This is a genomic window from Pseudoalteromonas sp. Z1A6 (assembly GCF_011378745.1).
GTDB classification, from domain to species: Bacteria; Pseudomonadota; Gammaproteobacteria; order Enterobacterales; family Alteromonadaceae; genus Pseudoalteromonas; species Pseudoalteromonas arctica.
Window position 1 is genome coordinate 1 of sequence record NZ_WTKW01000428.1, and the last position, 3,137, is coordinate 3,137.

General features: G+C 39.6%; 1 protein-coding gene. It reads right to left on the minus strand.

What is annotated here, in order from left to right; translation table 11 throughout:
- Positions 1 to 46: 46 nt before the first annotated feature.
- The gene (locus tag GQR46_RS18085) at positions 47 to 2,779 is read right to left on the minus strand and encodes a poly(beta-D-mannuronate) lyase (protein WP_165741881.1); all 2,733 of its coding nucleotides are present in this window, start codon (positions 2,777 to 2,779) and stop codon (positions 47 to 49) included.
- Positions 2,780 to 3,137: the final 358 nt, after the last annotated feature.

Below are 3,137 nucleotides of genomic sequence, written 5' to 3' on the forward strand. Positions count from 1 at the left end.
AGCCCCAAATTTGGGGCTTTTAAAAGTTAACTGATTAATTGGTTATTTAATCGTTTTGTATTTTCCATATAGATCCAACACCGACTTCAGATGATTGAATATAATGAAGACCTTTAGCACCCGCCTCTGCCTGAAGGCCTGCAGGGTCAGTTTCTAATAACGTACTTGTTGCTGTAACGTACTCAAGTACTTCTTTGCCATTAGTTGCTGGGTCTTGGTCAATTGCACCATCAGTATCGAATGCGCCATTACCATTTAGTTTTCTAATTTCAACCCAGTCACCGCTTGCATCGCCTGATACTCGACTATCCATATAACCAAAGTTGTTACTTAGCAGCGAGCTATCATGATTAATTAAGTCACAGTCATATTCAAAAGCATGGTCACTATCAAGTGTATTTGGATAAAATAGGCCTTGAGTTGTAGCACTGCTGTTTATTGTATCTTCGTCTGTTTGATCGCCTAAACCGTTTGCAATTAAATTTCCATTAAAGTTGATAACAAACGCATTTTTGGTTAGGCCGTATAGCACCGGCGCATTCGCTGCGGTTAACTCATCACAATCACTTGTTGGTGCTTTAGAGCCTATTTCTGTACTAAATACAATAGGTTGCTGCGAGTTCAAAACCGTATTGTTTGTTACATTTAGTGTAAAGTCTCCGGCACTATCAAGCACTGCCTGATTACCTGAATTTGGTACACCACCATCATCTTGCGAAAATGGGTTAGCTGTAAATACAATACCGCCCGCTTCTTTATTACCAGAACGAATACCTGCAATGTAGTTGTTACTTACGGTGTGACCAAGTGGTGTAATTAATATACCCGCTGGGCGATCATCAGAGCTTGCAATATCGGTAGTTCGAATAATAACGTTATCTGTAACACTGTTGAAGCCACCATCTTCTAGTGAAATACCCCCATTAGGATTTACGATTGTATTGCCTTTGATGGTTGCACCAGAAGTTTGTACACGCATTAAACGACGACCTGTTACAAAGTTTTCTACGCGGTTATACTGAATAGTAAAGTTTGCGTTATCAGCTGCACCGCTACCCGTTGTGCTACCTGCATTGATTAAATATAAACTTGATTGACCAAAGTTTGGATTATCACTGTCACTAAATAAATTATATTGAATAACGTGATCAGAGCTTGATGATGATATTTTTATCACAGACCCTTTTTCTGCTACATTTCGATTAGAGAATGTATTTCGCTCAACCAACGCGCTTTGACCTTTTATCATCAGCCAATGGTATTCAGAGTTATTGAGTGTAGCTTCTTCTCCATCCATCGTGTTTTGCGAAAAAGTAAAGTTATCCCCTTCTGAGTAAATAACAGCACCTTCTTCGGTTTCACAAAATGCACCCGCTTTAGTATCTATATTCTTAAAGGTAAGCCCTGTTAATCCAGCGCCATCTACTCCAGCAGCTACATGCACACATACTTCACCGCTAAGTACAGGAGTTTGACCTTCTACAGCGCGAAGCGTTACTGCACTGGTTAATAAAACTGCGTCCATATCAGCATAAACACCGGTGTTTAAGCCAATAACATCACCATCAGCTAAACCACCACTTATAGCACCAAGGAGTGCTTCAGGGTTACTAACTAATTGTGTGTAAACTAATGTATCAAGTGAGTTTGTAACCTCACTCGCAAAACCATCGTTATCTGTATACGTAGCTTTTACCGACATTATTGAGCCAGCGTAAGCAGAAGGTGTAAATGTTTTACTATTACTGTCGGCTACTTCAACGCCATCAGCAGACCAAGTATAAGTAACGTTTGCCTCTTCAACACCGTTGTTATCAGTTATCTCAGCGGTTAACTCGCCACTTGTCAAATAAGGCGCTACGCCCATAATGGCGACGCTACCGGCTTCGTCAACCGCAACAGCAGAAACAGCAATTGTTTCCTCTGATGTATTATCCTCGATAAATCCATTATCATCTGTGTAAGCAACTTGAACACTTATCTTTTGACCTAAAAGTGATGCATCAACTGTAAAGGTGCTTTGTGTTGCGCCATCTATCTCTTGTGCGTCAGCAAGCCATTGGTAAGTAATATCTCCTGTTGCCCCGTCGGTATCAGCAACTTCTGCTGTTAATATATTACCAACGGTTGGCGTGCCACTAATTGTAACTTCGCCTTCTGAGTTTGTTCGTGCTACAACCTCTGTACCCGTTGAAGTCACAGACTCGTTAAACCCACGGCTATCTTCAAAAGATGCACTAACTGTTATAACTGTACCAAACTGTGCGTCTGTTAACGTGAGCGTTGAAAGTGCTTCATCTGCAATCTCTATGTCATCAGCAAACCATTTATAAGTTACTGTATCGCCATCAAAGCCATTTTCGTCAGCTACATTGGCTGTTAGTTGCGAACCAACTAGAGCGTCGCCCGTAATAGTTAAACTTGCAGGGAATGCGATTGCGGCAACATCTGCGGTTGGATCTGTAATATGCGATTCATTAATACCGCCATCATCGGTATAAAGCCCTTGAACTGTAATTGGTAACCCTATCTGATCGTCAGTCAGTGTAAACGAAGCGCTATTTGCACCTGTAATTGCCTCACCATCTGCATACCAATAGTAAGTCACGTCACCTGAGATACCATCAGGGTCACTAACTTCAGCTGTTAATGTTTGTCCGCTTGTAACCGTTCCACTAAGAGCAATAGAGCCCAAGTTGTTGTCATTGTTGTTTGAGTTTGTGTCACAACCAACTATTGCAGCTGCAATAGCGCATAGCGCAAAATGTTTTAATTTCATGGTGGCTCTATTCTCCAAATTTATGGTTTTAATATTTGGTTATCTATTGTGTGTGTTACCAAATAAATCATGCGTTTATTACCAAATTCATTTAAATTGCAAATAAATTGTTAACCAACTTGGTAATATAACCATAATAAAATAACTTTTTCCACTACATCCACCCAATTAAATAACAACAAATAAACATAAAGTTAACCCTGCACTGTTATCGCAGGTCAAAAATTGAATTCAATCATGCACAATTACTGCGAAAATACATAACCTTAGAGTAAAAAATTGGTTTTACATGGGGTTAAGTAAATCAGATTTATTTAATATATATGAAGTATTCTTATTTGAAGACTATAAGAAAATT

Bases quoted from the DNA above. Each gene is read 5' to 3' on its own strand.
- GQR46_RS18085 (WP_165741881.1), bottom strand. From the start codon at position 2,779: ATGAAATTAAAACATTTTGCGCTATGCGCTATTGCAGCTGCAATAGTT.